The sequence below is a fragment of the Caballeronia sp. LZ035 genome, assembly GCF_031451175.1.
Taxonomy (GTDB): Bacteria; Pseudomonadota; Gammaproteobacteria; order Burkholderiales; family Burkholderiaceae; genus Caballeronia.
In genome coordinates this window covers 201,078-224,042 of record NZ_JARUXS010000004.1, presented here as the reverse complement: position 1 = coordinate 224,042, position 22,965 = coordinate 201,078, and the positions used below count along the sequence as shown (strand labels likewise).

Annotated in this window: 20 protein-coding genes and 1 pseudogene; 11 read left to right on the top strand and 10 right to left on the bottom strand. The window is 63.5% G+C overall.

Annotated elements, in window-relative coordinates; all coding sequences use genetic code 11:
* The first annotated feature begins 117 nt into the window (after positions 1-117).
* Both QCE88_RS31365 and QCE88_RS31360 read left to right on the top strand, forming a co-directional pair.
* Positions 118-1,224, top strand: a complete 1,107-nt coding sequence (locus QCE88_RS31365; protein ID WP_309909111.1) for a DedA family protein/thiosulfate sulfurtransferase GlpE — start codon at positions 118-120, stop codon at positions 1,222-1,224.
* Positions 1,221-3,017 (top strand): FAD-dependent oxidoreductase, encoded by a 1,797-nt coding sequence (locus tag QCE88_RS31360; protein ID WP_309909110.1) that lies wholly within the window; start codon positions 1,221-1,223, stop codon positions 3,015-3,017. Before QCE88_RS31365 ends, QCE88_RS31360 begins: the two co-directional genes overlap by 4 nt.
* Positions 3,018-3,023: 6 nt before the next feature.
* Here the strand turns inward: QCE88_RS31360 and QCE88_RS31355 are convergent, their stop codons facing one another.
* Positions 3,024-4,427 (bottom strand): heavy metal sensor histidine kinase, encoded by a 1,404-nt coding sequence (locus QCE88_RS31355; protein ID WP_309909109.1) that lies wholly within the window; start codon positions 4,425-4,427, stop codon positions 3,024-3,026.
* Positions 4,424-5,095: a heavy metal response regulator transcription factor gene (locus QCE88_RS31350; RefSeq protein WP_309909108.1), complete on the bottom strand. Its 672-nt coding sequence runs from the start codon at positions 5,093-5,095 to the stop codon at positions 4,424-4,426. The genes QCE88_RS31355 and QCE88_RS31350 overlap by 4 nt, the downstream gene beginning before the upstream one ends.
* A 165-nt stretch (positions 5,096-5,260) precedes the next feature.
* On the opposite strand from QCE88_RS31350, the gene QCE88_RS31345 reads away from it, so the two are divergent.
* The 3 genes from QCE88_RS31345 to QCE88_RS31335 are packed head-to-tail and all read left to right on the top strand — an operon-like array spanning position 5,261 to position 7,284.
* Complete coding sequence (locus QCE88_RS31345) at positions 5,261-5,845, top strand: cytochrome b/b6 domain-containing protein (protein WP_309818806.1); 585 nt, start codon at positions 5,261-5,263, stop codon at positions 5,843-5,845.
* Between the two features lie 3 nt (positions 5,846-5,848).
* Positions 5,849-6,622 (top strand): molybdopterin-dependent oxidoreductase, encoded by a 774-nt coding sequence (locus QCE88_RS31340; protein WP_309909107.1) that lies wholly within the window; start codon positions 5,849-5,851, stop codon positions 6,620-6,622.
* Between the two features lie 50 nt (positions 6,623-6,672).
* Positions 6,673-7,284 (top strand): hypothetical protein, encoded by a 612-nt coding sequence (locus tag QCE88_RS31335; protein ID WP_309909106.1) that lies wholly within the window; start codon positions 6,673-6,675, stop codon positions 7,282-7,284.
* A gap of 68 nt (positions 7,285-7,352) precedes the next feature.
* On the opposite strand, the gene QCE88_RS31330 is transcribed toward QCE88_RS31335, so the two are convergent.
* Positions 7,353-7,769, bottom strand: a complete 417-nt coding sequence (locus tag QCE88_RS31330; RefSeq protein WP_309909104.1) for a MarR family transcriptional regulator — start codon at positions 7,767-7,769, stop codon at positions 7,353-7,355.
* Positions 7,770-7,922: 153 nt separating this feature from the next.
* On the opposite strand from QCE88_RS31330, the gene QCE88_RS31325 reads away from it, so the two are divergent.
* The 3 genes from QCE88_RS31325 to QCE88_RS31315 all read left to right on the top strand — a co-directional run bounded on the left by QCE88_RS31325 (position 7,923) and on the right by QCE88_RS31315 (position 10,723).
* Positions 7,923-9,374 (top strand): NAD-dependent succinate-semialdehyde dehydrogenase, encoded by a 1,452-nt coding sequence (locus tag QCE88_RS31325; RefSeq protein ID WP_309909102.1) that lies wholly within the window; start codon positions 7,923-7,925, stop codon positions 9,372-9,374.
* Between the two features lie 221 nt (positions 9,375-9,595).
* The gene (locus QCE88_RS31320; protein WP_309838928.1) at positions 9,596-9,826 is read left to right on the top strand and encodes a hypothetical protein; all 231 of its coding nucleotides are present in this window, start codon (positions 9,596-9,598) and stop codon (positions 9,824-9,826) included.
* Between the two features lie 27 nt (positions 9,827-9,853).
* Positions 9,854-10,723 (top strand): DUF1932 domain-containing protein, encoded by an 870-nt coding sequence (locus tag QCE88_RS31315; RefSeq protein WP_309909100.1) that lies wholly within the window; start codon positions 9,854-9,856, stop codon positions 10,721-10,723.
* Positions 10,724-10,727: 4 nt separating this feature from the next.
* On the opposite strand, the gene QCE88_RS31310 is transcribed toward QCE88_RS31315, so the two are convergent.
* Positions 10,728-12,152 carry a PLP-dependent aminotransferase family protein gene (locus QCE88_RS31310; RefSeq protein WP_309909099.1) on the bottom strand — a complete coding sequence of 475 codons (1,425 nt, stop codon included), beginning with the start codon at positions 12,150-12,152 and terminating at the stop codon, positions 10,728-10,730.
* A 310-nt stretch (positions 12,153-12,462) separates the two neighbouring features.
* Between QCE88_RS31310 and QCE88_RS31305 the strand changes: the two genes are divergently transcribed.
* Complete coding sequence (locus QCE88_RS31305; protein ID WP_309909098.1) at positions 12,463-12,786, top strand: DUF2917 domain-containing protein; 324 nt, start codon at positions 12,463-12,465, stop codon at positions 12,784-12,786.
* Positions 12,787-12,975: 189 nt separating this feature from the next.
* Here QCE88_RS31305 and acnA read toward each other — a convergent pair whose 3' ends face one another.
* From acnA to QCE88_RS31275, 6 genes are all read right to left on the bottom strand, one after another.
* A complete protein-coding gene (gene acnA, locus QCE88_RS31300; protein ID WP_309909096.1) occupies positions 12,976-15,693 on the bottom strand; it encodes an aconitate hydratase AcnA in 2,718 nt (905 codons plus the stop codon).
* Positions 15,694-15,730: 37 nt separating this feature from the next.
* Complete coding sequence (locus tag QCE88_RS31295) at positions 15,731-17,182, bottom strand: bifunctional 2-methylcitrate dehydratase/aconitate hydratase (protein ID WP_309909094.1); 1,452 nt, start codon at positions 17,180-17,182, stop codon at positions 15,731-15,733.
* Positions 17,183-17,215: 33 nt separating this feature from the next.
* Entirely contained in the window at positions 17,216-17,740 is a 525-nt protein-coding gene (locus QCE88_RS31290) for a hypothetical protein (RefSeq protein WP_309909093.1), read from the bottom strand.
* Positions 17,741-17,830: 90 nt separating this feature from the next.
* Positions 17,831-19,012, bottom strand: coding sequence for a 2-methylcitrate synthase (gene prpC / locus QCE88_RS31285; protein WP_309909092.1), 1,182 nt, complete (start codon positions 19,010-19,012; stop codon positions 17,831-17,833).
* 107 nt (positions 19,013-19,119) lie between these two features.
* Positions 19,120-20,124, bottom strand: a complete 1,005-nt coding sequence (locus tag QCE88_RS31280) for an aldolase/citrate lyase family protein (protein WP_309909091.1) — start codon at positions 20,122-20,124, stop codon at positions 19,120-19,122.
* 201 nt (positions 20,125-20,325) lie between these two features.
* Positions 20,326-21,312, bottom strand: coding sequence for a malate dehydrogenase (locus tag QCE88_RS31275; RefSeq protein WP_309909089.1), 987 nt, complete (start codon positions 21,310-21,312; stop codon positions 20,326-20,328).
* Positions 21,313-21,882: 570 nt separating this feature from the next.
* Between QCE88_RS31275 and QCE88_RS31270 the strand changes: the two genes are divergently transcribed.
* Complete coding sequence (locus tag QCE88_RS31270; protein WP_309909088.1) at positions 21,883-22,671, top strand: GntR family transcriptional regulator; 789 nt, start codon at positions 21,883-21,885, stop codon at positions 22,669-22,671.
* Between the two features lie 156 nt (positions 22,672-22,827).
* Positions 22,828-22,965: pseudogene (locus tag QCE88_RS31265) on the top strand (succinate dehydrogenase, cytochrome b556 subunit); the annotation flags it as partial.

Sequence of the window (22,965 nt, the reverse complement as noted above, 5' to 3'; positions counted from 1 at the left end):
TCCGTCGCTTTCATGCTTCCTGCGCTTGTTTTGCGGCTCCCTTGCGTCTGTCCTGCGCCTGAGCCGCGCCGCCTCGTCGCCCGGTGATTACGCATCCTTCCCGCGCGGGAGTCTTCCATGTCGTTGCATCATCTAGTCGATCGATTCGGCCCGGCGATCGTGTTCCTCAACGTAATGGGCTCGGCGCTCGGGCTGCCCGTCCCCGCGATGCCGACCATGATCATCGTCGGCGCGTCCATCGCGCTCACGGCGGTGAACGGCGGCGCGTTCTGGCCGCCGCTCGCGGGCGTGCTGTGCGTGGCTGTGGCGGGCGGCGTGATCGGCGACCTCGTCTGGTTCCAGGGTGGGCGCAAGTACGGCGACAAGACCCTCAAGACCATCTGCAAGCTGTCCCTCTCGCGCGATACCTGCGTGAAGAAGACCGAACGCTTCTTCGGCCGCTGGGGCGTACGCGTTCTGCTGGTCGCGAAATTCATTCCGGGACTTTCGCTGGTGTCGGTGCCGCTCGCCGGCGCGATGGGCGTCAAGCTGCGCAGCTTCATCGCGCATGACGGCGCGGGCGTGGCCTTGTGGGGGATGGTCGGACTGACTGTCGGCGTCATCTTCGCCGCGCAGCTCGAAATGGTCTTCGCGCTGATCGCGCAGCTGGGGCGCCAGGCGGTGATGGTGGTTGCGGTGTTGCTGGCCGTCTATATCGCGTATCGCTGGTGGCGCCGCCGCGCGCTCATGGCGACGCTCGAGAAGGCGCGCATCAGCGTGGACGAACTCTATACGCTGATGAACGACCAGCCGCTGCCGGTGATCTTCGACATCCGCTCGCCCGAGAAACGCATGCTCGATCCCGCCGCGATTCCCGGCTCGCTGTTCGCCGACGAGCGCGATCTCGCGACGATCATCGAAAACTACGACAAGGCGCGCAAGGTCGTCATTTACTGCTCGTGTCCGAACGAAGTATCGGCGGCATGGATGGCGAAGACGATGCGCAACGCAGGCTTCCGCGACGTCGTGCCGCTTACCGGCGGCCTCGATGCATGGCGTCTCGCCGGTTTCGAAGTGGCGACGCTGACCGAGTTCGGCGAGCTCGTCGCCACGACGCCCGAAGAAGTCGCGGAGATGGCCGCAATGTGCCCCTGGTCGGTGAAGTCGGCGGCATCGCCCGCAGTGCCGCCTGCAAGCGCTACATCCCTTCATGAAGCTGGTTTGCCACACGGAGATCGCGCATGAGCACCACCCCGTTCGACCATTCGCGTCAAAGCATGCCGAACGTCGTCGCCTGGAGCGCGCGCGAAACGCAGGAGAACCCGAATGTCGTGCCGACGCCCGCCGCCGCGCCGCCCGTCAGCGACGACAACGCGCCGTTCTCGCCGCTCGAAAGCCGCGCGCACCAGATGTTCCCGCGTCTGACCGTTGGCGAGATCGAGCGCATGAGCCGTTTTGGCGAGACATCGCGGTGGCGTCAGGGCGACTGGATGTTCCGCATGGGCGAGACCGGGCGCGGCATGGTGATCGTGTTGAAGGGCATCGTGCGCGTGACGCGGCGCAACGCGCTCGGCAAGGAGCATCTGGTGGTCGAGCACGGGCCGGGGCACTTCCTGGCTGAAGTGGCGCAACTGTCGGGCAAGCCCTGTCTCGTCGACGGCATGGCCGCCGAGGATGTCGAGGGCATCGTGATTGCGCCGGAGCGGCTGCGGGCGCTGCTGGTCGCGGAGGCGGAACTCGGCGAGCGCATCATGCGGGCGCTGATCCTGCGCCGCGTGGGCTTGATCGAGAAGGGCAGCGGCCCGGTGCTGCTGGGTCAGTCCGACGACGGGCGTCTCGTGTCCCTGCAAGGCTTCCTGCGCCGCAACGGCTATCCGCACACGGTGATCGATGCCTGCGCCGATCCGGACGCGATCTCATTGCTCGAACGTATCTCGGCGTCCACGGCGGACTTCCCGCTCGTGATCTGCCCGGACGGCACCGTGCTGCGCGCGCCGAGCGAGAACCAGGTGGCGACCCAACTCGGCTGGCTGCCGGAATTCGATCCGGCGCATGTCTACGATGTCGCGATCGTTGGCGCGGGACCGGCCGGACTGGCGACGGCGGTGTATGCGGCGTCCGAGGGCTTGTCGGTCGCGGTCTTCGACTGCCGCGCGCCGGGCGGCCAGGCGGGCGCGAGTTCGCGCATCGAGAACTATCTCGGCTTTCCCACCGGCATCTCCGGGCAGGCGCTGGCCGGGCGTGCTTTCGTGCAGGCGCAGAAGTTCGGCGCCCACATCGCGATCCCGACGAAGATCAAATCGCTGCACTGCGATTGCGCGCCGATCCAGATCGAACTCGAGAACGGCACGCGTGTCACGTCGCAGACGGTGGTGATTGCATCGGGCGCGGCGTATCGGCGGCCGGAGATCGACGGGCTCGAACGCTACGAAGGGCATGGCACCTATTACTGGGCGTCGCCGGTCGAGGCGAAGCTGTGCAAGAACGCTGAGGTGGTGCTGGTCGGCGGCGGCAACTCGGCGGGACAGGCCGTCGTGTATCTGGCGACACACGCGAAACACGTACACGTGCTGATTCGCGGCGCAGGGCTGGCGGCGAGCATGTCGCACTATCTGGTGGAGCGCATCCGCTCGCTGCCGAACGTGACGGTGCGCACGCATACGCAGATCACGTCGCTGGAGGGCGACGGCCGCGCGTTGACCGCGATCCATTGCAAGACGCCGGACGGCCCGCTCACGATCGACTCGCGGCATCTGTTTCTGTTCACCGGCGCGGATCCCAACACGGACTGGCTGCGCAACTGCAATGTGAACGTCGATGGCAAGGGTTTCGTGCTGACCGGACCGGAAGCGCATGAAGGCCGGACGGAAGGCGTGATGATGCTGGAGACGAGCGTGCCGGGGGTGTTCGCCATCGGTGACGTGCGGTCTAGTTCCACCAAGCGCGTCGCGGCGGCGGTGGGAGAGGGCGCGGCGGTCGTCTCGCAGATCCACGGCTTGCTGGCGAAGCGGCAGGCGCTGGCCGTGCCGGTAGGGTAGGCGGTTTCAGTTCGCCGACGGAAAGCGCAGCGTGAACTCGATCCAGCCCGCTTCCGGCGTGTCGACGGACGCGCTGCCGCCATGCAGCCGCATGATCGCCTGCACGATCGAGAGGCCCAGCCCGCTCGATTCCGTGAACTCGCTGCGCGCCGCATCGCCGCGATAGAAGCGGTCGAACAGCTTGCCGAGCTCTTCCGGGCCGATATCGCCATCGACCTGATTGCGCACCGTCACCACCGCGCCGGCTGCGTCCGCGTGTCCATGCAGACGCACGACCGATCCCGCCGTCGCATAGCGCACCGCGTTCACGACCACATTGCCCACCGCCCTGCGGCACATGATTGCGTTCGCAACCATCTCGCCGCTCGCGTCGATATCGAAGCGGATGCGCCGTTCGTCCGCGATGCCTTCGAAATACGTGCAGATCGTGTCGAGCTCGTCGCGAATCGCCAGCTGCACGCGCTCGATGCGTTGTTCGCCGTGGTCCGCCTGCGCCAGGAACAGGATGTTCTGTGCAATGCGCGCGAGCCGTTCGAGTTCTTCGAGATTCGATTCGAGCACGTTGCGATACTCGGCGACATTTCGCTCGTGCGCGAGCGTGACCTGGGTTTCGCCGATCAACACGCCGATAGGCGTGCGCAGTTCGTGCGCGAGATCGGCGGAGAATTGCAACAGGCGCTCATAGCCATGTTCGAGTCGATCCAGCATGGCATTGAACGACGCGGCGAGACTCTGCAACTCGGCGGGCGCATGCGCCACGTCGAGCCGCGCTGACAGCCGGTCCGGCGCGATTTCCGCGGCCTTGTCCGCCATCAGCTTGAGCGGCTTGAGGCCGCGGCTCGTGACCCACCATGCAAGCAGCATCGTGACGAGCGCCGCGCCGATCACGTTGAGCCACACGCGTTCGAGATAAACCGACAGCACGCGCGCTTCCTGCGTCATCACGTGCGCCGCGATGATCTCCACGACTTCGCCGTTATCGCCGATACGTGCCTGCGCGCCGACCCAGCGCATGCGCACGCCGTCCGCGCGGGTTCCCTCGTAGAGATCGTCGAGACCGATGGCCCGCGTCACCGGCACGACATGCAGCGGCGGCAGGGACATCTGTTCCGGATTGACGTTGATGAAGGGCGCCGATCCCGCGCGCCGGAACAGGATCACATCCTGCCGGTCGCCCAGCATGGTTTCGAAGAGCCGAGGCCGCGCCTCGATTTCCTTGATCGTATAAAGGTCGTGCAGCAGCGAGCGGAAATGCTCGACGCGCGCGATCAACTGATAGTCCGCACGCGTGGAAAGCGCCACGTTCGTGGCGTGATAGAGCGCGGCCGACACCATGGCCAGCACGATGCACACGATCACGACGAACGACAGCGCGATGCGTACCGCGAGTGAGCGCGACTGCCGTTTCAAGGATTCTCCCCGAACGAATAACCGATGCTGCGCACCGTGTGGATCAGCTTGAGTTCGAACGGGTTGTCGAGCTTCGCGCGCAGGCGCTTGATGGCGACATCGACCACGTTGGTGTCGCTGTCGAAGTTCATGTCCCACACTTCGGAGGCAATCAGCGTGCGCGAGAGCGCTTCGCCCTGATGCTTGCAGAACAGATGCAGCAGCGCGAATTCCTTGTTGGTCAGCGCGATGTCGGCGCCCTGGCGCGTGACCTTGCGGCGCAGGACATCCACATGCAGGTCCGCAACCTGGAAGGTATCCGACTCGCGCATCACGCCGCGTCGCAGCAGCGTGCGGATACGCAGCACCAGTTCCGTGAAGGAGAACGGCTTGACGAGGTAATCGTCCGCGCCGAGTTCGAGTCCGTGGATGCGGTCCGTCACGTGGTCGCGCGCGGTCAGAAAAATGACAGGCAAGTCACGTTTCGCGCGCAATGCGGCCATGACCTGCCAGCCGTCGATGCCGGGCAGCATCACATCGAGCACGATCAGCTCGTACGGGTTCGCGAGCGCCTGATGCAGCCCGTCCGTGCCGTTGCGCACGAGCTCGACCTGATAACCGGACTCGATGAGCCCTTTTTTCAGGTAGTCGCCGGTCTTGCGGTCGTCTTCGATAACGAGGATGGTCATGCTCGCGCTGCGCGGGGTTCGGGTTCGGATGGATTGCCGACATTCTAGCCAGAGCCCGCCCGTCGACCGCCAAGAATGACAAAAAAGTCATTGAAGGGTCATGGATCATTCAGCGCGGCGTGGCTAACATGCCTGCACATTGTTTCGCCATTCGCGAGGAACCCCGTGCAAGTACAACCGCTCTGGCTGCGCATCACGCACTGGCTCAACGCTTTCGCCGTATTGATCATGGTGACGAGCGGCTGGCAGATCTACAACGCCTCGCCGATCTTCAAGTCACTGACCTTTGCCCCGGCCATCACGCTGGGCGGCTGGCTCGGCGGCGCGCTGCAATGGCATTTCGCGGCGATGTGGCTGCTGGTCGCGAACTTCATCGTCTATCTGGCGATGAACCTCTTCACGGGCCGTCTGCGCCGCCGCATGTTCCCGCTGTCGATCAAAAGCATCTTCACGGATGCGCTGGCCGCCGTGCGCGGCAAGCTCGGCCACGACGACCTCACGCATTACAACGCCGTGCAGAAGTTCGCTTATCTCGCGGTCATCGTGGACATCGTGATCGTGATTCTCTCGGGGCTCGCCGTGTGGAAGTCCGTGCAGTTCCCGCTGTTGCGCGCGTTGATGGGCGGCTATGACAACGCCCGCGTCGTGCATTTCTTCGGCATGAGCTTCCTGGTGGCGTTCTTCGTGGTGCACGTCGCGATGGTCGCGCTCGTGCCGCGCTCGCTCGTGCTGATGATTCGAGGCCGCTGATCCATGTCGCTGAAACTGTTCAAATCGAGACCCGACGCCGACCTCATCATCAAGGATGCGGCGAAGGAACTGAAGGCGCCGGCGCGCCGTCTGTTCGGCAAGCGCATTCTGTCGCTCGGCGGCCTGGCGATGCTCTCCGGCTGCAACATCACCGACGACAAGTCCGTCAACGCCATGCTGCGACGCATCTCGTCCTTCAATGACGACGTACAGGCGCTGCTGTTCGACCCGAATGCGCTCGCGCCCACGTATCCCGAGTCGATGATCACGCGGCCGTTTCCGTTCAACGCGTTCTATGACATCGACGAAGTGCCCGAAGTCGATCCGGCTGCGTACAAGCTCGAGATTGGCGGCATGGTGAAGGGCAAGCGCGTCTGGACGCTCGACGAACTGCATGCGCTGCCGCAGGAGAGCCAGGTGACACGGCATATCTGCATCGAGGGCTGGAGTGCGATCGGCAAGTGGGGCGGCGTGCGCTTCGCGAACGTTCTCGCCCGCGCCGGTGCGGATACGAGCGCGAAGTACGTGGCCTTCCATTGCGCCGATAACTATTCGACGAGCATCGACATGCCCACTGCGCTGCATGCGCAGACGCTGCTGACGCTGACCTATGACGGGCAGATCCTGCCGCCCAAGTATGGTTTTCCGATGAAGCTGCGGATGCCGACCAAGCTCGGCTACAAGAATCCGAAGCACATTGTCGCGATCACCGTGACCAACGATTACCCCGGCGGCTATTGGGAGAACCAGGGCTACAACTGGTTCGGCGGGTCCTGATTGCCGCGTTTCGCTTAACCCTTCAGCTTCGATCCACCCAAGGAGATTGCATGTCGATCCGCATGAAACTCGGCGTCAGCATCGTGACGCTCGCACTCGCTTCCGCCGCATTCGCCCAGACGCCCGCTGCCAAACCCACGCGCATTCGTGGCGATATCGTGTCGCTGTCGGGCGATACGATGACCGTGCATCGCAAGAGCGGCGACACCGTGAAGATCGCGGTCAAGGCTGACACGCCCGTCACGGCGCTGAAGAACATCAAGCTGCAGGACATCAAGCCGGGCTCGTTCGTCGGCACGGCCGCGATGACCGGCACGGACGGCAGGCTCACCGCCACCGAAGTGCTGGTGTTCCCGGAAGCAGCACGCGGAACGGGCGAAGGTCACTATGACTGGGACCTCGGCCCGAAGAGCTCGATGACCAACGCGAACGTCGATCAGGTGGTGCAGGGCACGAGCGGCCGCGACCTGAAGCTCTCGTACAAGGGCGGTTCGAACTCGGTGACGGTGCCGGAGAACGTGCCGGTCGTGACCTTCTCGCCCGCAACGCATGACGACCTCAAGCCGGGCAAGAAGGTGTTTGTCGTGGCGAGCCCGGCGGGCTCGGACTTCGCGGCGCAGCGGATCGTGGTCGAGAAGGATGGCGTCGTGCCGCCGATGTAACCGGCTTTTGCTTCGAGTGCGTCATGAATGCCTGCCAGAGCCATCCGGCGGGCATTTTTTTCAATGGCTCATTCCAGCGATGCGCGCAGATGGCGCACGCTCGTCACCGTGTCGTCGAACTGCGACGTGCCGAGCTTGCGCTTGATGCGGCGCGTCACTTCGGCGCTTGCCGTGCCGATACGTTTCATCACCGCATGCGCGGCATCGGTGGGATGGATGGCGGACTCGCGGCCATCGCTTTCAGTCGACCAGCGCTCCACGAAGCCGAGCTGTTGCAACCCATCGAGCGTTCGCGTGGCCGTGGGACGGGAGATCGCAAGGGCATCGGCGAGACTGCTCTGCAACAGGCCGGGGCGTTCGACGACGGCGCGCAGCATGAACGCCTGCGACGGCGTGAGTCCGAAAGGCTTGAATGCTTTCGCCCATTCGCGTTCGAGCGTGCGGGCCAGCGCGGTCGTGTTGAAATAAAGGCATTGGTCGAACATGCGGTTCACCGTGAAGTCATGTCATTTGCTCTGCAACTATCGGTGGAGCGGGATGCATAGGCAGATTTTACGCGTTCGCGATAAGATGGCCGCCTGCGTTTTTTGATCCTGGGCAACCCTGCGTTGCGCCGCTCCACTCTCAAGGAGACATGCATGAGCAACACTCGTTCCGACCTTCCTGCTTATCCGAATACCCAGCTGTATATCGACGGCGCCTGGCGCAACGGCTCGCGCGACACGGCCGTGATCAATCCGGCAAGCGAAGCCGAGATTGGCCGCCTGGCGCTGGCCGGAGAGTCCGAACTGGCGCAGGCGGCGGACGCGGCCGCGCGCGGCTTCAAGGAGTGGCGCAAGGTTTCGCCTTACGAGCGCAGCAAGATCATGCGCCGTGCCGCGCAGATCATTCGCGAACGCGCGGCAGACATCGCCGCGATCATGACGATGGAACAGGGCAAGCCCTTGGGCGAAGCGCGCATCGAGACGCTTTCGGCCGCTGACATCATCGAATGGTTCGCCGAGGAAGGGCGTCGCACGTATGGCCGCGTGATCCCGTCGCGTGCAGATGCGGTGCGTCAGATCGTCACGCGCGAGCCGGTGGGTCCGGTCGCCGCGTTCACGCCGTGGAACTTCCCGATCAATCAGGCGGTGCGCAAGGTATCGGCGGCGCTCGCGGCTGGCTGCTCGGTCGTGCTGAAAGGACCGGAGGAAACGCCCGCAAGCTGCGCCGCGCTCGTGCAGGCCTATGCCGATGCAGGCGTGCCCGCTGGCGTCATCAACCTCGTGTTCGGCGTGCCCGCCGATGTCTCGAAGTACCTGATCGCGCATCCGGTCATCCGCAAGATCTCGTTCACCGGCTCCACGCCGGTGGGCAAGCTGCTCGCCTCCATGGCGGGCGAGCACATGAAGCGCGTGACGATGGAACTGGGCGGTCACGCGCCGGCCATCGTGTTCAAGGATGCCGACATTCCGCGTGCCGCGAAGATGCTGGCCGGCGCCAAATTCCGCAATGCGGGGCAGGTGTGCATCTCGCCAACGCGCTTTCTCGTCGAAGAAGCTGTGTATGAAGAGTTCGTGCATCACTTCGTCGCCACGGCGAGTGCCGTGAAGGTCGGCAATGGTCTGGAAGACGGCGTGCAGATGGGGCCGCTCGCCAACGGCCGCCGCCTGGAAGCCATGGAACGGCTGGTTGCCGATGCGCGCGAACACGGCGCCAAGGTGCTTACGGGCGGCGAACGCGTCGGCCGCGAAGGTTACTTCTTTGCGCCAACGGTGCTCACCGATGTACCCATGAGCGCGCGCATCATGACCGAAGAACCGTTCGGCCCGATCGCGCCGATCGCCTCGTTCAGTTCGTATGACGAGGTGATCGCCGAGGCGAACCGTCTGCCTTATGGTCTTGCCGCGTATGGCTACACGAGTTCGGCGGCTACGTCCGCTGCGTTCGCGGACGATATCGAAAGCGGCATGGTGTCGATCAACCATCATGGCCTCGGCATGCCCGAGACGCCGTTCGGCGGCGTGAAGGATTCCGGCTACGGCTCGGAAGGCGGCAGCGAAGCGATGGAAGCGTATCTCGTCACGAAGTTCGTCACGGAACATCGTTAAATCGCGGCGCATCTCGTGTATGGAAGCGGCCTTGTAGAGGCCGCTTTTTTTATGTCTCGCGTACCTGTAAGCGGCATCGCAAGGTCCGTGCAATACGGGTCGGTTTCAAGAGTGTAACCACGTAACGCGCGGAAAAATGTGCGTAGCCGAATTGCCAGCTTCACTCTCTAGGATGGGATCGGGACGTGCGTGATCTGCCCGTCCGGTGCCTGGAGAATCGCATGCTGAGCCCTCATGAACTATCCACACTGCTGCTGATCCAGCGCTCGCCTCATCTGGTCGAGGCGGCCGGCTTTCATACGGTGCGTTTGCGTCAGGAGGCGTTGATCGAGATGACGCGTCTGCCAAGCGGCCACGCGCTGCCCTCGCTGACACCGAAAGGTTGGGACATGTTGCAGCGGCTCGGCGCACTGCGCGGACATGCGTCTGACGATCACGACGAGAACGGCTAGCGCGAGCGGCCGTGGAGCAGCGAGGGTATGCTGTGGCTCGACCCCGACACATGGAGCGTGCAAGTGACTGATGCGAAGAAACCGACCGTCGCGCTGCTCGGCGCGGGCAACATGGGATCCGCGGTGGGCCATGCGCTGACGCAGGGCGGCGCGCAGGTCTTCACGTCGCTCGAAGGCCGCAGCGCTGCGAGCGCGAAGCGGGCACAGGAAGCCGGCATGCGCGACGCAAGCCTCGACGATCTCGCCGCATGCGACTTCATCCTGTCCGTCGTGCCGCCGGCGGTGGCCGTGGAGACCGCGCAACGTCTTGCACCCGCGCTCGAACGGGCGGCGCGCAAGCCCGTCTATGTCGATTGCAATGCAATCAACCCTGACACGGTCAGGACGGTGGCCCAGGTGCTCGAAGCGTCCAGCACGCCGTTCGTCGATGGCGCGATCATCGGTCTGCCTGCCGCGCCGAAGTTCTACCTGTCCGGCCCGCATGCGCCGGACGCGCAGCCGCTTGGCGAAGCGGGCCTCGTCGTACACGTGCTCGATGGTCCGCTCGGCGCGGCATCGGCGCTGAAGATGTCGTATGCGGGCATCACGAAGGGACTGACGGCAATCGGTTCAGCGATGTCGCTGGCCGCGATGCGCAACGGCGCCGGCGACGCGCTCTTCGCCGAACTGACGCAGAGCCAGCCCGAACTCGCCGCATGGCTTTCGCGCAACGTGCCGCGCATGCCGCCGAAGGCGTATCGCTGGGTCGCGGAGATGGAAGAGATTGCGCAATTCATCGGCGAGGAATACGCAGAGCATCGCGTGTATGAAGGCGCCGCCGGACTCTATGCGCGGCTCGCGAAGGATCGCGACGCAACCGATGCGCTCGAACGCTTCTTCGCCGAGCGGAATCAATGACAGGCTAGTCCTGGGAGACGGCTTGCTCCGTCATCGCCGCGAAGAAACGCCCCGCGCGGCGGTCGCCGGCATAGGCCGAATTGATGCGCACCCACGGACTCACTTCGCCGTTCGGCCGATAGTAGCTCCCGGGCGCAAGCGTCACCCCGAACTCGACGGCGGCTTTCACGAGAACGGTCGAATCCTCGATGCCCGGCACTTTCGCCCAGACGAAATTGCCGCCGCTCGGTTCATCGAACACGTCCCAGCCATGGCTTTCGAGCGTCTGCACCGCGCTCGACAGCGAATCGCGCACGCGCTTTCTGAGGCGCTCCAGATACTTGCGATAGGTGCCGCGCTCGAGCAGGCTGGCCGCGACGCTTTCCGCAAAACGCGAGCCGCCGAGGCTCGTCAGCACCTTGACGTCGACGAGGTTCTTCACCAGTTCGCGATTCGCCGCGAGATAGCCGATACGCAGCGACGACGACAGCGTCTTCGACAGACCGCCCACATAGATCACGCGATCGAGCTGGTCGAGCGACGCGAGCCGTTGCGTGGGCACGGCCTGGAAGTCGGCGTAGATGTCGTCCTCGACGATCGAGAAGCCGTGCTGGGTCGCCAGTTGCAGCAGCTTGAACGCCACCTGCGGCGCGATGTTGGTGGCGGTCGGGTTCTGGAAGACCGTGTTGACGAAGAAGAGCTTCGGCTGATGCTGCTTGAGCAAGGCCTCGGCGGCGTCGATATCCGGCCCGTTCGCGAGCCGCGGCACGCCGACCAGCCGCACCCCTTGCAGCTTCAAGAGACCGAACAGGTTGTAGTAGCCCGGATCCTCGACGAACACGGTGTCGCCGGGCTTCAGCATGTAGCGCACGACCAGATCGAGCGCCTGGCTCGCGCCGCTCGTCAGCATCACGTTGGGCAGATCCGCGTCGATGCCGAGCGCATTGATGCGCATGACGAGTTGCTGTCGCAGACCTGCGTCGCCGTGAGGCAGCGCGTAGTCGATCACGCTCGACACGTCGTTGCGCGAAGCCTGCCGGATGGCCTGCGTAAGCCCATCCACCTCGCGCCATGCTTCCGGAATGAAGCCGCTCGACAGTTTCAGCGTCTCGCCGGGATAGTTGAACTGCTGAAGAATCTGGGTGGATTCCTCTTCCGCCAGACGCGGATTGCAGTTGCCGGTGCTGCTGTGGCGCTCATCGACGTGATTCGCCACGTAGAAGCCCGAGCCGTGCTTCGGCTGGATCAGCCCGCGCGACGCCAGCCGGTCGTAGGCCTCGATCACCGGGAAGCGGCTGATGTGCTGCTCCGCTGCGAGCTGGCGGATGGATGGCAGCTTCGCGCCGGCTAGTACACGGCGCGAGCGGATCATCGTCTCGATCTGGCTGACGATCTGCTCGGTGAGCGGCACGCCGGTGCCGCCGTCGATATGAAGCGGAAGCGCGTTCATGGTGTTCCAAAGTGTTCAGTGAGTCGGAGTGAACAGTTGCGATTTCGCTGTTCAGCCGTGTCATTCCGACATTCGAACGCATCCGAAAACCGCCGTCAAGACTGGCCAGACAGCCAGCAACGCAGTTTTTAAGTGCCAAATCGGTTTCAAACTGTTCGGTCAAATCAGCGTAACAGTTCCGGTGCAACTGTTCATAACTGTTCATTCAAGCTGTTCGGAATCGGTCGAATAATGGCATCAACGGTTGCTTCCTGCTCGAACTGCATGAACGGAGGCGGCCTTCCGAAACGTGAACAGAAGGAGCGGCATCATGCGTGAAATTCGGACATTCGAACTGGACGGGCGCGAAGCGCCTGCGCGCTGGATCATCGACCGGCCCCAAACGCTGCGTGTCACGCGCGGCCAGATCTGGCTGACCATCGAAGGCCAGACGGACGATCACTGGCTCGGCGCGGGCGACTCGGTCGAGTTGCCGCCTTACACGACAATCTGGGTCAGCGGAAACCGGGAAGCAAGCTGGTTCTCGATGGCTTCGACTTCCGCCCCGGTGCGCACGCGCGGTCCCGGCGACATGCTGCGGGCGTGGTTCGGGCGTCGCGCGCAGCCGGTGAAGCTTGCGGCGCTCAAGGCGTGACGGCGGACACGACAAAAGGCACGACGGCGGACGTGACAGCAGGCCTGACAGCGAACGTGACGGCGGCCTCGACAACCGACCTGAAAACGGCCTCGACCGCGCCCATGAGAGCGAAAAAAAACCCGGCCGAGGCCGGGTCCAATGTTCCCGCGCCCTTGCGAGCGCGGTCACCTGCAAAACAAGCGTAGTTTACGCTGCGAGCAGCGAACGCAGCACGAATGGCAGAATGCCGCCGTGCTTGTAGTAGTCCACCTCGATCGGCGTGTCGATACGCAGCAGCACCTGCACGCGATCTTCCTTGCCGTCCTTGCGATGGATCACCAGCGTCACTTCCTGCTGCGGCTTGAAGTCGTCGCCGAGACCTTCGACATCATACGTTTCCTCGCCCGTGATGTTCAGCGACTGGATGCTGTCCGAGCCCTTGAACTGCAACGGCAGCACGCCCATGCCCACCAGGTTCGACCGGTGGATACGTTCGAAGCTGCGCGCCACCACGGCCTTCACGCCAAGCAGCTGCGTGCCCTTCGCCGCCCAGTCGCGCGAGGAGCCCGTGCCGTATTCCTCACCCGCGAAGACGATGGTCGGCGTATCGGCTTCAATGTACTTCATCGCCGCGTCGTAGATCGACAGTTGTTCGCCGCTCGGCTGATGCAGCGTCAAACCGCCTTCCACGCGCGTGCCGTCCGCCTTCGCCGGGATCATCAGGTTCTTGATGCGCACGTTCGCGAAGGTGCCGCGCATCATCACGTCATGATTGCCGCGACGCGAGCCGTAGCTGTTGAAGTCGGCCTTCTGCACGCCGTTCGCCTTCAGCCACACGCCCGCCGGCGAGCTTTCCTTGATCGAGCCCGCCGGGCTGATGTGATCGGTCGTCACCGAGTCGCCGAAGATGCCGAGCGCGCGCGCACCCTTCACGGCGGGGATCGAATCGGCCGGCTGCATCGAGAACTCGCTGCCGAAGAACGGCGGTTCGGCAATGTAGGTCGACTTCGGCCAGTCGTACACCTGTCCGCTTTCGCCCGCGATCTTGCTCCACAGGTCACCATCCTTCGTGAGCTGCGAATAGTTTTCGCGGAACGCCTTCGCGTCGAGCGCGAACTTCAGCAGCGCGTGGACTTCATCGCTCGTCGGCCAGATGTCGCCGAGATAGATATCGCGGCCGTCCTTGCCCTTGCCGACCGGTTCCGTCATCAGGTCGCGCGTGATGTTGCCTGCGATGGCATACGCCACCACCAGCGGCGGCGAGGCCAGGAAGTTCGCGCGGATGTTCGGGTGAATGCGCGCCTCGAAGTTGCGGTTGCCCGACAGCACGGCCGCCGCGACGATATCGTTCTTCACGATGGCGTCGTTCAGTTCCGGCGTCAGATCGCCCGCGTTGCCGATACACGTCGTGCAGCCGTACGCGGCGAGCGTGAAGCCGAGCTGGTCGAGATAGGTCAGCAGGCCGGTCTTCGTCAGGTACTCGGTGACAATGCGCGATCCCGGCGCCAGCGACGTCTTGATGTGCGGCGCCACCGTCAGGCCGGCTTCCACGGCTTTCTTCGCGAGCAGGCCGGCGGCGAGCAGCACGCTCGGGTTCGACGTGTTGGTACACGAGGTGATCGCGGCGATCAGCACGTCGCCGTTCTTGACGTCGACGCCGTCGGTGGTCGTGTATTGCGTGTCGAGTTCGGCGGCCTTCTTGTTGAAGCCGTTTTCACCCACCGGCTTCGAGAACAGATCGACGAAGTTGCTCTTCACGTTGCCGATTTCGATACGGTCTTGCGGACGCTTCGGACCGGCCAGCGACGGGGCGACCGTGCCCAGGTCCAGCGTCAGCGTCTTGCTGTAGTCGATGTCGCCGGCCTTCGGCACGCCCCACAGCTTCTGCGCCTTGAAGTACTTCTCGAACGCGGCGATTTCGGCGTCGGTGCGGCCCGTGCCCTTGAAGTAGTCGATGGTTTTTTCATCGACCGGGAAGAAGCCCATGGTCGCGCCGTATTCGGGCGCCATGTTGCCGATGGTCGCGCGATCCGGCACGCCGATCGACGCCGTGCCTTCGCCGAAGAACTCGACGAACTTGCCGACCACTTTCTCCTTGCGCAGCATTTCGGTGATGGTCAGCACGAGGTCGGTTGCCGTGCAGCCTTCGCGCAGCTTGCCCTTCAGCTCGACGCCGACCACGTCCGGCGTCAGGAAATAGACCGGCTGGCCGAGCATGCCGGCTTCCGCCTCGATGCCGCCCACGCCCCAGCCCACCACGCCGATGCCGTTGATCATCGTGGTGTGCGAGTCAGTGCCGACGAGCGTGTCCGGATAGTAGACCGTGTCCTTGCCTTCGCCCTTCTTGTGCACGCCGCGCGCGAGGTATTCGAGATTCACCTGGTGCACGATGCCGATGCCCGGCGGCACGACCTTGAAGGTATCGAACGCCTGCATGCCCCACTTCATGAACTGGTAGCGCTCGTTGTTGCGCTGGAATTCCAGCTTCATGTTGAGGTCGAGCGCGTTGGGTTCGCGGAAGTGATCGATCTGTACCGAGTGATCGACGACGAGATCCACCGGCACGAGCGGCTCAATGGCCTTCGGATCCTTGCCCGCGCGTTTCGCGACGCCACGCATCGCGGCGATGTCGGCGAGCAGCGGCACGCCGGTGAAATCCTGCAGCACGACGCGCGCGACGACGAACGGAATTTCATCGACGCGCGACGCGTTCGGCTTCCAGTTCGCGAGTTGCTCGATGTGCTCTTCCGAGATCTTCTTGCCGTCGTAGTTGCGCAGCACCGATTCGAGCACCAGACGAATCGAGACTGGCAGGCGCTGGATCTTGATCTTCAGCGCGTCGCCGAGTTGCGGCAGCGAGTAAAACTTGGCTTTGCCGGAACCGCTGTCGAATTCCTTGAGCGTGTTGTGGAGATTGTGGGCCATGTTGTTTTCCTTGGGCTGGACGAGGAAATTGCGCTGCTTAAATCACGTACAAATCGACATAGTCATGCACCGGCATGGCTTCGAGCCGTGCCTGGTCGAGCGATGCCGCGAGGATCGCCTGTTGTTGCTTCGGGGGAAACCGGCGCGCCAGGTTCGTCCTGAACTTCTCGACGAGCAGCGGAATGCCTTCCGCGCGGCGGCGCTTGTGGCCGATCGGATACTCGACCGCGACCTCGTTCAGTCGCGAGCCGTCATTGAATTCGACAGTGAGCGCATTGGCAATCGAGCGCTTGTCCGGATCGTGATAATCCTTCGTGTACTGCGGGTCTTCCACGCAGGTCACCTTGCTGCGCAATGCATCGATGCGCGGATGCTGCGCGACGGAGTCTTCGTAATCAGCGGCGGTGAGACGGCCGAAGATCAGCGGCACGGCAATCATGTACTGGATGCAGTGATCGCGGTCGGCCGGATTGTTCAGCGGACCCTGCTTGTCGATGATGCGCAGCGCCGCTTCGTGCGTGCGAATGGTGATGTGCCTGATGTCATCCACGGACTTGCCGGCATCCTTCAGCATGCCGTGCAGCGTCATGGCCGCTTCCACCGCGGTCTGCGCGTGGAACTCGGCCGGGAACGAGATCTTGAAGAGGACGTTCTCCATCACGTACGAGCCGTACGGACGCTGGAAGCTGAATGCGTTGCCCTTGAAGAGCACGTCGTAGAAGCCCCAGGTCTTCGCCGTCAGCACCGACGGATAGCCCATCTCGCCGGTCTTCGCGATCAGCGCGAGACGCACGGCGCGCGAGGTGGCGTCGCCGGCCGCCCATGACTTGCGCGAACCCGTGTTCGGCGCGTGCCGATAGGTGCGCAGCGCATGACCATCGACGAAAGCGAGCGAGACGGCATTGATGAGCTCGTCGCGCGTGAGGCCGATCATCTGGCCGACCACGGCCGTGGACGCCAGCTTCACGAGCAGTACGTGATCGAGACCGACCTTGTTGAACGAATTCTCGAGCGCGATGCAGCCCTGGATTTCATGCGCCTTGATCATCGCGATCAGGACGTCTTTCATGCTGAGCGGCGGCTTGCCGGCGGCCGTCGCGCTGCGCGAGAGCCAGTCGGCGGTAGCGAGGATGCCGCCCAGATTGTCCGACGGATGGCCCCATTCGGCGGCCAGCCAGGTGTCGTTGAAGTCGAGCCAGCGGATCATCGCGCCGATGTTGAACGCGGCCTGAACCGGATCGAGCTGGAACTGCGTGCCGGGCACCTTTGCGCCGTGCGGGACGATCGTGCCCGGCACGACGGGTCCCAGCAGCTTGGTGCAGGCAGGGTAGGAAAGGGCTTCGAGTCCGCAACCGAGCGTGTCGATCAGGCAGTTGCGCGCGGTCTCGAGCGCAAGCGTGCTGTCGATACGAGTATCGAGGACATAGTCGACCAAGTCGACCAGTACCTTGTCCGGATCGGGCCGGACCGTGGAGATCGGTGCGGACATCGAAGATTTCCTGTTGAGGCGCGCTCAGCCGGCTTATTGCGCGGGCTTGATCAGCGCGTTCGACTGCGTGGGTGCGGCGCCGCCGGCGGCCATTTCGGCCGTCATGCATTCATCGGCGAGACGCGACGAATCCTTGTCGGAGAACAGCATTGCCTTCGACGGGATCACCACAAGATCCATGCCCGATGCCGAGTCGTGGAAACGGTCGGCGCCGGTCGTCGTGTCCTGGCGCGGCAGGCGGTAGTCCTTCTTCGCCCAGTTCACCGTGACGATGGTGTCACGCTTCATGTCGCCTTTCATATAGAAAGAATTGCCGTCCTTGCAGGACCATTTCACTGCGCCTTCGGGGATCGGATCGACTTTGGCTGCCGCAGCGGCTTCGGCCTTCGGGCTGCGCTTGATGAGACGGCGTGCGGGGGCGGGACGCTTGGCGGTCGTCTTGGCCGTGGCCTTGGCCTTGCCCGATTCGGTCGCGGTCGCGGCGGTGGCGCCGGCGCTGACGAAGAGGCTCGTCGTGGCCAGCGTGCCGGCGATTGCAGCGATCAAAAATTTATTCATCGATAAAACCTTTCAAAAACATTGGGTTGAATGGCGGTTCTGCCGCGCGGGATGGGCCCTGTCCTCGCAGGATCTGACCCACGCAGCCCGCTATTTTCGCTTATTTAGCGGCGCGAACTTCAAATTCTCCGGTCCCGTGTAATTTGCGCTCGGCCGGATGATCTTGTTGTCGATGCGTTGCTCGATGATGTGCGCGCTCCATCCCGAGGTGCGCGAGATGACGAACAGCGGGGTGAACATGGCCGTGGGCACGCCCATCATGTGATAAGAAACGGCGCTGAACCAGTCGAGATTGGGGAACATCTTCTTCGCGTCCCACATCACCGTTTCGAGCCGCTCGGCGATGCTGAAAAGCTTCGTGTCGCCCGCTTCCTTCGAGAGCTTCTTCGCGACTTCCTTGATGACCTTGTTGCGCGGATCCGAGATCGTATAGACCGGATGCCCGAAGCCGATCACCACTTCCTTCTTCTCGACGCGTTGCTTGATGTCGGCTTCGGCTTCGTCGGCGTTGAGATAGCGCGACTGGATCTCGAACGCTACTTCGTTGGCGCCGCCGTGCTTCGGACCACGCAATGCGCCGATGCCGCCCGCAATCGCCGAGTACATGTCCGAGCCCGTGCCCGCGATCACGCGCGCCGTGAAGGTCGAGGCGTTGAATTCATGTTCGGCGTAGAGGTTGAGCGAGACGTGCATCGCATCGACCCATGACTTCGATGGCTCCACGCCATGCAGCAGATGCAGGAAGTGCCCGCCGATGGAATCGTCATCGGTTTCCACTTCGATGCGCTTGCCGTTGTGCGAGTAGTGATACCAGTAGAGCAGCATCGAGCCGAGCGAGGCCATCAGCTTGTCAGCGATGTCTTTTGCGCCCGGAATGTTGTGATCGTCCTTCTCGGGCAGGATCGTGCCGAGCACGGAGACGCCGGTGCGCATGACGTCCATCGGATGCGCGGAGGCGGGAATCCATTCGAGCGCGGCTTTCAAGTTCGCGGGCAGGCCACGCATGGCCTTGAGCTTTGTCTTGTAGGCCTTCAGTTCAGCGGCGTTCGGCAGCTTGCCGTGCACCAGCAGATAAGCGATCTCTTCGAACTCGGACGTATTGGCGAGATCGAGAATGTCGTAGCCGCGATAGTGCAGATCGTTGCCGGTGCGGCCGACCGTACACAACGCGGTATTGCCCGCCGTCACGCCGGACAGCGCGACAGACTTCTTCGGCTTGAAACCGCCGGCGGTGGCTGCTGCGGGTGCTTCGGTCGATGCGGTGTCAGTCATGCTCTCCAGTCTCCTTTCGTACGCGCGCGTTGCGGCGTGACTTGTCGTGCTTGAAGAAATGCATCAGGAACGGATCCTGACGTGCTGCTGAACTGCGATTCGATGCCTCAAGCTGCGTGTGCCGGCGCTGCAAAGAGCGGCGCGCTGTCGTCGGGCACGGTCTGTCCGGTGGCATGCGCGCGGCGCAGCACCGACCAGTAATAGCGATAACTCGCGCGATCATGCAGCGTGTCGCCATGGCGCGTCGGTCCCCACTGCGCATGTTGCGCAGCCAGCAGAATCTCCGCGGCCAGCGCGATCTCGTCCGCGCGCGGCGAGAAGGCCTCGACGATCGGCCTGATCTGGTCCGGATGAATGCTCCACATGCGCGTGTAGCCGAACGCGTTGCGGGCGCGCGCGGCATCGTTCGCGACGACGCTCATGTCGCGCACTTCCGTCGACACATTGTGCGACGGCACCTTGCCATGCGCATGACACGCGGCCGCGATTTCGAGCTTCGCGCGCCGCACCAGCGGGTGATCGAACTGGCCGGGCGAGCGCATCGCGGTATCGGGGATCGCGCCGTTGTGCGCGGATACGAAGTCCATCAGGCCGAAGCTCAGCGATTCGACGCCCGGCAGCGCCGCCAGTTCAAAAGCTTCGGCGAGCGCGCCGTGGGTTTCGACCAGCAGATGACAGGGGACCGGCTGTGGAATGCCGAACTCGCAGCGCGAGGCCTCGATGAAGGCCACCATCTCGGCGGCATCGAAGACGCTCCGGATCTTCGGCAGCATGACGAAGGCAGGCGCCTTGCGCGCGTTGCGCAGGATGATGCGCACGTCGTCGCGCCAGGCGCGGTGATTGAAATCGTGGATGCGCACGCCAACGCGGCCGAAGCGGTCATCCTCGCCGCCCACGAAGGACGCGACCATTTCCGCGTGTTCGGCCTCATGGCCAACCTGGGCGCCGTCTTCGCAATCGAGCGTGATGTCGAACACGGGCCCCAGTTGCGCTTGCAAGGCCAGTGACTTGCGAATCAGCTTTTCGCTGCCGGCGTAGTGATCGCAAGGGGGAAGAACCGCGGGCTGCGGTTCGCCATCAAACAGCACTTCGGCGGGAGTGAGGGCGCGCATACTCGGCGTGGGGTCCGATGTGGGAGTGGAGTCCGGCTTGCTGTAATGCTTTGATTTCCGATTCGGCCGCGCTCGAACGTAGTTCTGCTTGCTCAAGCGCGGGCGGATCAGGCGCGAGACGCACAGACGCTCGCGCTGACGTGACGGACGTGAAGACAGGCCCTCGGCGCTTCCCGAGGGCCTTTGACCGCCGACGTGTACTTACTTGCCCAGCAGATGCGCGACGCCGTCACGCTCTTCGAGGAGCTCGTTCAGCGTGCCGTCCATCTTCTCGCGCGAGAAGGCGTCGATTTCCAGGCCTTCGACACGCTTGTACTCGCCGTTTTCGCACGTGACCGGCACGCCGTAGATGATGTCTTCCGGGATGCCGTACGAGCCGTCCGACGGAATGCCCATCGTGACCCACTTGCCGTTCGTGCCGAGCACCCAGTCACGCACGTGGTCGATCGCTGCATTGGCCGCCGATGCCGCCGACGACAGGCCACGCGCTTCGATGATCGCCGCGCCGCGCTTGCCGACCGTCGGGATGAACGTGTTGCGGTTCCATTCGTCGTCGTTGATGAGCTTCGTCAGGTCCTGGCCTTCTGCGCTGGCGAAGCGGAAGTCCGGGTACATGGTCGGCGAATGGTTGCCCCACACGGCGAGCTTTTCGATGGACGCGACCGGCTTGCCCGACTTGGCGGCCAGTTGCGACAGCGCGCGGTTGTGGTCGAGGCGCAGCATGGCCGTGAAGTTCTTCTTCGGCAGGTCCGGTGCCGACTTCATCGCGATGTACGCGTTCGTGTTCGCCGGATTGCCGACGACCAGCACCTTCACGTCGCGGCTGGCGACGTCGTTCAGCGCCTTGCCCTGAACCGTGAAGATTTCGGCGTTCGCCGACAGCAGGTCCTTGCGCTCCATGCCCTTCGAACGCGGGCGGGCGCCCACGAGCAGCGCGACGTCGGCATCCTTGAAGGCCACCTTGGGATCGTCCGTGACGACGACGCCCGCGAGCAGCGGGAATGCGCAGTCTTCCAGTTCCATCACGACGCCCTTCACGGCGCCTTGCGCTTGCGGCAGATCGAGCAGCTGAAGAATCACGGGCTGGTCTTTGCCGAGCAGATCGCCGTTGGCGATGCGGAACAGCAGCGAGTAGCCGATTTGACCTGCGGCGCCGGTGACGGCAACGCGCTTTGCGGACTTAGCCATTGATAACTCTCCTGGACGGTGCGTGGAACGCAAGGGAAAAGCGCCATTTTATGCGCGATACGCCAAGCGATGATGAAGACATGCGGCCGCGGCCCCGCGCGATCCCTGAAAAGCACCGGCGCAGCAGGCGTTGCGCACGTGTGCATCGGGTTTCGCGCCGCATGAATGCGTGAGCGGCGTGACTGTCATGCCGATGAATCTGTCTCTTCGAGCGCGAGGCAAGCGGGATGTTCTGTGAGGACGCGAGGAATTCGCTTGGGACTGACGGCAAGGCGCCCATACGAGACGGCGCTTGACGTTGCGAGACGTGGGGCAGGCAGCGGTGCGCGAACGAGTGGGCGATCGGCGTGAGGCGAAAGCGAAAGGGCGTGCCTGGCGGTGTGCCGCGCGTGGGGAAGACCGGAAACCGGCGCTTCGTGCGCACATGCGACAACCCGCAAACCCTTGCTCGACAAGGAGTGTAGGAGCGGGCCAAGGTAAAGTCAACACTATCTTATGTCTTATATAAGACATAGGATTCTATGGGAAAGGTCTGGACGCACGGCGGGCCTTTGTGTTGAAATGCGCGGCATGAATTCCAACCCGGCGAGCTCGACGACCCCCAACGGCACCGCGCCGGCGGCTGAGGCTGCCGGTGTGCCGTCGCCGACGTTCAGTCCGTTGTATCAGCAAATCAAGGCGCTCATTACGCAGGGCCTCGAATCCGGCGAATGGAAGCCCGGTGAAATCATCCCGAGCGAGGTCGAACTGGCTGCGCGCTACAAGGTGAGCCAGGGCACCGTCCGCAAGGCCATCGACGAACTCGCTGCCGACAATTTACTGGTGCGCCGTCAAGGTAAAGGCACGTTCGTTGCGACGCACAGCGAAGACCGCGTGCAGTTCCGCTTCCTGCGCCTCTTGCCCGATGACGGCGACGCCCATCCCCATGTGAGCCGCCTGCTCGAATGCAAGCGGCTGCGCGCCCCGGCGGAAATCGCCCGCCAGCTCGATCTGAAACCGGCAGATCCTGTTGTTCTTATCAGGCGCCTGTTGCAGTTTGATGGCGTGACCACCGTCTTCGACGAAATCTGGTTGCCGGGCGCGATATTTCGCGGTCTGACGGCGGAGCGGCTGTCTGACTACAAGGGCCCGCTCTACGCGATGTTCGAAACCGAATTCGGCACGCGCATGATTCGTGCGTCGGAGAAAATCCGCGCCGTCCCCGCCGATGAAACCGCTGCGCAGTATCTGCGGGTCGCGCAGGGTTTTCCGTTACTGTCGGTGGAACGCGTGTCCTATACGTATGGCGATCGCCCCGTCGAAGTGCGGCGTGGATGGTATGTCACGACCGGCTATTACTATCAGAACGACCTGAGTTGATCGAATGAAGGCCGGGACGTGAGCACGCGTCGTACAGGCGCGCCGGGCGCTTTCTTCTCGCGCGGAGCAACAGTCTATTGGACGGTTTCTCGCTGCAGCGCGCAATAAAAAGGCGCTAAAATCGCGGATTAGTGTGTTAACAAGTTGGGGTCTAGCATGGCTGAAGCCGTAAAAAAACCAAGGCCCGAGTACCGGAACATCGGGATCGGCCAACTCGCGAAGTATCGCTTGCCGCTCGCAGGGAAAATCTCCATCCTGCATCGCGTGAGCGGCCTGCTGCTCTTCGTGTGTCTG

Excerpts from the sequence above, each read along its gene's own strand:
- prpC (WP_309909092.1), bottom strand. The coding sequence starts at position 19,012 with ATGACTGACACCGCATCGACCGAAGCACCCGCAGCAGCCACCGCCGGC.
- QCE88_RS31325 (WP_309909102.1), top strand. The coding sequence starts at position 7,923 with ATGAGCAACACTCGTTCCGACCTTCCTGCTTATCCGAATACCCAGCTG.
- QCE88_RS31275 (WP_309909089.1), bottom strand. The coding sequence starts at position 21,312 with ATGGCTAAGTCCGCAAAGCGCGTTGCCGTCACCGGCGCCGCAGGTCAA.
- QCE88_RS31290 (WP_309909093.1), bottom strand. The coding sequence starts at position 17,740 with ATGAATAAATTTTTGATCGCTGCAATCGCCGGCACGCTGGCCACGACG.
- QCE88_RS31340 (WP_309909107.1), top strand. The coding sequence starts at position 5,849 with ATGTCGCTGAAACTGTTCAAATCGAGACCCGACGCCGACCTCATCATC.
- QCE88_RS31360 (WP_309909110.1), top strand. The coding sequence starts at position 1,221 with ATGAGCACCACCCCGTTCGACCATTCGCGTCAAAGCATGCCGAACGTC.
- QCE88_RS31350 (WP_309909108.1), bottom strand. The coding sequence starts at position 5,095 with ATGACCATCCTCGTTATCGAAGACGACCGCAAGACCGGCGACTACCTG.
- QCE88_RS31310 (WP_309909099.1), bottom strand. The coding sequence starts at position 12,152 with ATGAACGCGCTTCCGCTTCATATCGACGGCGGCACCGGCGTGCCGCTC.
- QCE88_RS31335 (WP_309909106.1), top strand. The coding sequence starts at position 6,673 with ATGTCGATCCGCATGAAACTCGGCGTCAGCATCGTGACGCTCGCACTC.
- QCE88_RS31270 (WP_309909088.1), top strand. The coding sequence starts at position 21,883 with ATGAATTCCAACCCGGCGAGCTCGACGACCCCCAACGGCACCGCGCCG.
- QCE88_RS31305 (WP_309909098.1), top strand. The coding sequence starts at position 12,463 with ATGCGTGAAATTCGGACATTCGAACTGGACGGGCGCGAAGCGCCTGCG.
- QCE88_RS31280 (WP_309909091.1), bottom strand. The coding sequence starts at position 20,124 with ATGCGCGCCCTCACTCCCGCCGAAGTGCTGTTTGATGGCGAACCGCAG.
- acnA (WP_309909096.1), bottom strand. The coding sequence starts at position 15,693 with ATGGCCCACAATCTCCACAACACGCTCAAGGAATTCGACAGCGGTTCC.
- QCE88_RS31330 (WP_309909104.1), bottom strand. The coding sequence starts at position 7,769 with ATGTTCGACCAATGCCTTTATTTCAACACGACCGCGCTGGCCCGCACG.
- QCE88_RS31295 (WP_309909094.1), bottom strand. The coding sequence starts at position 17,182 with ATGTCCGCACCGATCTCCACGGTCCGGCCCGATCCGGACAAGGTACTG.
- QCE88_RS31365 (WP_309909111.1), top strand. The coding sequence starts at position 118 with ATGTCGTTGCATCATCTAGTCGATCGATTCGGCCCGGCGATCGTGTTC.
- QCE88_RS31315 (WP_309909100.1), top strand. The coding sequence starts at position 9,854 with ATGCTGTGGCTCGACCCCGACACATGGAGCGTGCAAGTGACTGATGCG.
- QCE88_RS31320 (WP_309838928.1), top strand. The coding sequence starts at position 9,596 with ATGCTGAGCCCTCATGAACTATCCACACTGCTGCTGATCCAGCGCTCG.